Annotated in this window: 4 protein-coding genes; all 4 read right to left on the minus strand. The window is 69.5% G+C overall.

Translation table 11 applies throughout. The features are described 5' to 3' along the window. Window positions 1-88: 88 nt before the first annotated feature. The gene (hemH, locus tag Q0599_RS20065) at window positions 89-1177 is read right to left on the minus strand and encodes a ferrochelatase (RefSeq protein WP_298833490.1); all 1089 of its coding nucleotides are present in this window, start codon (window positions 1175-1177) and stop codon (window positions 89-91) included. Window positions 1178-1227: 50 nt separating this feature from the next. Beyond that, a complete protein-coding gene (locus tag Q0599_RS20070) occupies window positions 1228-4656 on the minus strand; it encodes a PAS domain S-box protein (RefSeq protein ID WP_298833493.1) in 3429 nt (1142 codons plus the stop codon). Between the two features lie 2 nt (window positions 4657-4658). Further along, window positions 4659-5597, minus strand: a complete 939-nt coding sequence (locus tag Q0599_RS20075; protein ID WP_298833495.1) for an adenylate/guanylate cyclase domain-containing protein — start codon at window positions 5595-5597, stop codon at window positions 4659-4661. A gap of 111 nt (window positions 5598-5708) precedes the next feature. Further along, a partial coding sequence (locus Q0599_RS20080; RefSeq protein ID WP_298833497.1) for a sigma-70 family RNA polymerase sigma factor occupies window positions 5709-6289 on the minus strand: 581 nt, incomplete at its 5' end.

Consider the following 6289-nt stretch of genomic DNA (forward strand, 5'->3'; position numbering starts at 1 on the left):
CGGCCGGTCCGCCCCGGAACGCACCCGAGGGCCGCGAGAGGGGGCCCGGTCGGGATCTGCCGGCCGCGAGCGGAGCACCTCGAGGGCGCTAGTCGGGTGCGCCCGCGGCCAGCGCGCGCCGGCGCTGTGCTTCCAGTGCCGTCGAGTCGGCGGCCTTCGCCGGCCAGCCTTGCATGTGGCGGATGGCCAGGTCGGCCAACGCTGCGATCCACGGGTGGCTGTCGTTCAGGCAGGGGATGTAGTGGAACTCCTTGCCGCCTGCCCGGACGAAGGCCGCGCGGGCCTCCTGGTCGATCTCTTCCAGCGTCTCCAGGCAGTCCGCGACAAAGCCGGGGCACATCACGTCGACCCGCTTCACGCCCTGTGTCGCCAGCGCGATCAGCGTCGGCTCGGTGTAGGGTTGCAGCCACTCGGCCTTGCCGAAGCGGCTCTGGAAGGTGACGACGAGCTGGTCCGGCTGCAGCGACAGCCGTTCGCCGAGCAGCCGTGCGGTCTTCAGGCATTCGCAGTGGTAGGGGTCACCAAGCAGCAGCGTCCGTTTCGGCACCCCGTGGAAGCTGAGCACCAGGCGGTCGCCGCGGCCGTTCGTCTGCCAATGCGCCAGCACGCGCTGGGCGAGCGCCTCGATGTAGCCGGCGTCGTCGTGGTAGTGGTTGACGAAGCGCAGTTCGGGCAAGTGGCGCACCTTCGCCGACCAGGCGCCTACCGCATCCCAGGCGCTGGCGGTGGTCGGGCCGGAGTACTGCGGGTACATCGGCAGCAGCAGGATGCGTGTGGCGCCGGCGGCCTTCAATTCGTCGAGCGCGCCGGCCACGGACGGGTTGCCGTAGCGCATCGCGTGGCGCACCAGCACGGGATGGCCGCGCTCGCCCAGATAGCCGCGCAGCAGCGCGGCCTGCTTCGCGCTCCACACCAGCAGCGGCGAACCTTCGGGCCTCCAGATGCTCTGGTACTTCTTCGCCGACTTGGCCGGCCGCACGCGAAGGATCACGCCGTGCAGGATCAGCCACCACAGCAGGCGCGGGATCTCGACCACGCGCGGGTCGCCGAGGAACTGCGCCAAGTACCGGCGCAGCGCAGCCGGTGTCGGTGCATCGGGTGTGCCCAGGTTGACCAGCAGCACCGCACGCTGTTCAGGTGAGCCGTGGTGGAACGGAGGTTCGGTGGCGAAGGTCATCGGTGGGTCTCGGACGGCGCGCGATTATCGGCGACCCGTCCCGGCCTGGCTCACTCGGGTGTGGTGCTGCGCAGCGAATCCAGCGCCGCACTGACCTTGGACATCTCGATCGGCTTGGTCCAGTAGTCCTGGAAGCCGGCCAGGCGCGCCCGGTCCAGGTCCTCCGGCAGGGCGTCGGCCGAGCACATGAAGGCCGGCAACGAGGCCAGCGCCGGCACGCGGCGCAGGAGGCCGAGCAACGCGTGGCCGTTCATGTCGGGCAGGTTGGCATCGAGGACCAGCACCTGGGGCACCCAGCTCTCCGCCATCGCCAGCGCCTCGGCGCCGGACTCGGCGATCCGCAGTTCGATGCCGCCGAGCAGGCGCATCGCCTCCTCGAAGAGCAGGGCGTTGATGCGGTTGTCCTCGACGTAGAGCACGCGCAGCTGCGGCGCCCCGGGCGCCAGCGTCTCCCTGGCCGGCGGCTCGGGTTCGCCCAGCGGCGCGGGTACGGTGCCGGGGCCGTCGGCGGCCGGCAGGTCGATGCGTGCGAGTGTGCCTGCCCCCGGCACGCTGGACAGCGAGACCGTGCCGCCCATCTGCTCGATCAGACCGCGCGTGATGACCAGGCCGAGGCCACTGCCTTCGATGTCCGAAGTCTCGTGGCCGAGGCGCTCGAATGGCTGGAACAGCCGCGCGAGCTGCTCGTCGGTGAGGCCGGAGCCGGTGTCCTCGATGGCGATCACGCAGCGGCCGGGCGGCGCCTCCGGCAGCGACACAGCCACCCAGCCACCAGGGCGGTTGTACTTGACCGCGTTCGACACCATGTTCATGAGCACCTGGCGAAGGCTGCGAGCGTCGGCCCTTACCCAGTGTCCGGAGGGAAGCTGGCTGGTCAGGGCGATGCCCTGCGAGAGCGCGGCCGGGCGCAGCAATTCGAGTGTGCTCTCCATGAAGGGGGCGAGCTCGATGGACTGCGGTTGCAGCGCGGTGCGGCCCTCCTCGACGCGCTGCAGGTCCAGCACCTCGTTGACCAGGCCGAGCAGGTGCTCGCTGGCGCGCAGGATGTGGTCGGCGTACTCGACCACCTTGCCGGTGGCGTTGTCGGGCTGCAGGCGCAGCAGCTGAGAGAATCCGATCACCGCATTCAGGGGCGTGCGCATCTCGTGGCTCATGCGCGAGAGGAACTCGCTCTTGGCGCGGCTGGCCATTTCGGCAGCCTGCTTGTCGAGCAGCGCCTGCTCGGCCTGCTTGAGCCGGGTGATGTCGGTGTGCGTGCCGACCACGCGGCGCGGGCTCCCGTCGTCCCGGCGCTCGACGATCTTGCCGCGGTCGAGCACCCAGATCCAGTGGCCGTCGCGATGGCGCAGGCGGTGCTCGGTCTCGTAATGCTCGGTGCGGCCCTCGCGGTAGTCGAGGATGGCCTGGATGACCGGCTTGTAGTCGTCGGGGTGGATGCGTCGCGACCACTCCTTGATCGACGTGCCGATCTCGTGATCTGCGTGGCCGAGAAGTTCCTTCCAGCGCGGCGAGTAGAAGACCTGCTCGGTGTCCTCGTCGTAGTCCCATACGCCGTCGCCGGCACCCTCAAGTGCAAAGCGCCAGCGCACCTCGGCGGCGGCCAGTGCCTGGGCGGCAGTGTGCTCTGCGGTGACGTCGCGGAGCGTGACCAGGCAGGACCGCGCCTCATGCCCCGCCGCATAGCGCATGGCACGCGCGGTGAGCAGGACACGGCGCACGCAGCCGTCGGGCCGGTGCAGCACCAGCGCGCGATCCCGCTCGTCGGGGCCGCCCGACAGCACGCGGTAGACCGGGTGATTCGACGGGTTCAGCGGTCGATCCTGCTCGTCGTGAAGGCGGTAGCCCAGTTCGCTCAGGCGCTTGCCCTGGAGCGCGGCCGGGTCGCAGGCCAGCGTCTCGCCAGCCGAGGGGTTGCAGGCCAGCACGCGCCCGTTCGGGCCCGCCACCACGAGACCATCGCTGATCGTCGCGGCCACGGAGCGGTACAGGTCCTCGCTGATGCGCAACTGTTCGGCCGCATGCACCCGGTCGGTGAGGTCGCGGGTCAGGTAGAGCACCTGCCCGTCGGTCATCGGGGCGACGCGGGCCTCGAAGACGCGTCGCCTGCCATCCCGTGTCGTGCACTCGTACTCGAGGCGCTGCGACTCGCCCGTGCTGCGCGCGCGCGCCAGGGCCCGGCGGGCCTGCTCGTCGTACGGCGCCGGAAGCACGGCACCGAAGGGACGGCCGCGCTGCCGCTCGAAGGGCTCGATGAGCAGCGGGTGGTTCTCGTCGCTGCACAGGAGGTAGTTGTCGTCGCGGTCGACGACGAACCAGAGGTCGGGCACGGCGCGCAGGACGGCACTCATGCGTGACTCGGCGATGCGGCGCTGCTGCTCGGCGCGGTACCGCTCGGAAATGTCGATCGACAGGTGCACGGTGCTGCCGTCCGGCAGGCGCAGGTCGCTGACCAGCACGTGCCGGTCCTCGAAGCGCAGTTCGTGCGGCGTCGCGGTGGGCGAAGCGAGCGACAACCGCCAGGCGATGAACTCTTCCTCTCGACCCAGTGCGTCGGGATAGGCGCCACTGTAGGCCATGGCCCGCACCAGCGACTCCCAGGTCGCCTCGTCGGTCTTGCCGAATCGGCCGACATGGCGCTGCCAGGCGGCGTTGCTCATCTGGACGCGCCCATCGGGTCCGCTGATCATGATGCCGGCCCGGGCCGCTTCCATGGCCTGCAGTTGCAGGTTCTGCGCTCGCTGTGCGAGGTCGCGCCGCGCGACCTCGGCGGTCACGTCGCGCGCCGCGCCGTGGTAGCCGGCGAAGCGGCCGTCGGCGTCGAAGCGCGGCTGTCCGCTCATGGCCACCAGCATCGTGCCGTGCGCGGTGTCGCGTTCGCCGATGCCGTCGCGGAAGGGGTGGCGCGCCGCGCGCTGTTGCCGATAGCGGTCCCAGCTCTCGCGTTCCGCGTCGCCCGGTGGGGGGCGGTTCAGCTTCATCGAGTGCATGCCGATCTGGCGGGCCGCCGGCCAGCCCGTGTGTGCCTCGACACTGTCGGAGACCCAGGTCAGCACCCCGTCGACGTCGGTTTCCCAGAGCCAGTCGCTGCCGGCGGCGCCGGCCCTGCGCACGCGCTCTGCCAGAGCGCGCAGCCGCAACTCGGCCTGGCGCGACTCGAGCAGGGCCGAGGCGAGGGCTGCCAGGTCGGCGAGCGCCTCGCCCGAGGCACTCTTTGCGCTGAGCACCTGCAGACTGCCGACCGGTCGCCCCGCTGCGTGCAGTGCGATCGACAGCGCGGCGCCTTCCGGCCAGTCGCCTGCGTCGGAGCAGATCAAGTGACGCTCTTGCCCGTCGTCGATGAGCACTGCGACTCGCGCCGCGTGGAGTTGCCGGCAGGCGCTGCGCGCCACGGCCTGCAACGCCTGCGTCAGCTGAGGTGCAGCGGCAAGCTGCACTTCGGCCAGCGGCGATGGACCCTCGGCCTGCGCGTTCTCGGCCATCCTTAAAGATAGAGGTCGTGCGGCTGGGTGTCCGCAAACTTCATGACCTCGAAGCGGACGCAGGGACCGTCGGCTTCGATGGGCGGCGCCCCCAGCCCGATGAGGCCGCTGCCGTGCAGTGTGCAGGTGCCGCGGCGCAGGCTGATGACCTCGGGATCGTGATCGAAGCGCACGTAGGTACCGTTGTAGCTCAGGTCGGTGAGCTGGAACGTGCCGCCATGCCAGTCGATGCGTGCGTGCGAGCGCGACACGCGGGTGTCGTCGATGCAGTAGGTCACTTGCGGGCTGCGGCCGAGAACGACCGGCAGGCTGGTGCCGCTGTAGACGCGGTTGAGATCCTGCCAGACGAGGCGGATGCCCTCGGGCTCGGGTGCCGGGGCCATGTCGCCGAAGGCGGTGGCGGCGGTGTCGCCGGGGTTGCGTTGTGCCTCGAGCAGGTAGACATGCACCGGCTCGACGCGGCCGCGCAGCTGCATGCGATCCAGGCTGCGAAAGCGCATGCGCTTGACCGGCGGCAGGCCCGCAAGCACCACGGAGGTGAGCAGCGTCTCGTTGTCGCCGGCGTGGTCGAGCAGGCGGGCGGCGACGTTGACGGCATCGCCGAAGACGTCGCCCGACATCTCCACGACCTCGCCGCAAGCCAGTGCCACCTGCACCTTCAGCGGCTGCGGCAGCGAGCTTCCGGGTCCGCCGATGCGCTCCATCGACTCGTGCATCTCGTCGGCCGCTTCCAGCGCGGCCGCGGGAGCGGTGAACATCGCCATCAGGCCGTCGCCGAGTGTCTTGACAACCTGGCCCCCCAGGGCCTCGACGATGCGCGCGAGCAGTGCCACGCTCTGCGTGACCACCGCCGTGGCCTCGGCATTGCCCATCGACTCGTACAGCGAGGTGCTGCCGCGCAGGTCCGCGAAGAGGATGGTGCGTTCGACAATCTGGGTCATGCGGTGGCGCGACGACGCTGGAAGCCCGAAAGTTTATCGTTTCGACAGATGCCTTCCGACGAAAAAAGGCCCCTTGCGGGGCCCTTTGTCGCGGCATTCGCACCGTTCGTCTTACAAGTTGTCGAGATAGGTGCGCAGCTTGTCCGATCGGCTCGGATGCTTGAGCTTGCGGATTGCCTTTGCCTCGATCTGACGGATGCGCTCACGAGTGACGTCGAACTGCTTGCCCACCTCTTCCAGCGTGTGGTCGGTGGACATCTCGATGCCGAAGCGCATGCGCAGCACCTTGGCTTCGCGCGGGGTCAGCGAATCGAGGATGTCCTTCACCACGTCGCGCAGGCCGGCCTGCATGGCAGCCTCGATCGGCGCGGTGTTGTTGGTGTCCTCGATGAAGTCACCCAGGTGCGAGTCGTCGTCGTCGCCGATCGGCGTCTCCATGGAGATCGGCTCCTTGGCGATCTTCATGATTTTGCGGATCTTGTCCTCGGGGATTTCCATCTTCTCGGCCAGCGTCGGCGCATCCGGCTCGAAGCCGAACTCCTGCAGGTGCTGGCGAGACAGGCGGTTCATCTTGTTGATCGTCTCGATCATGTGCACCGGGATGCGGATGGTGCGCGCCTGGTCGGCAATCGAGCGCGTGATGGCCTGGCGGATCCACCAGGTCGCATAGGTCGAGAACTTGTAGCCGCGGC

Source organism: uncultured Piscinibacter sp. (genome assembly GCF_937952055.1).
In the GTDB taxonomy this organism is placed as follows: Bacteria; Pseudomonadota; Gammaproteobacteria; order Burkholderiales; family Burkholderiaceae_C; genus Piscinibacter.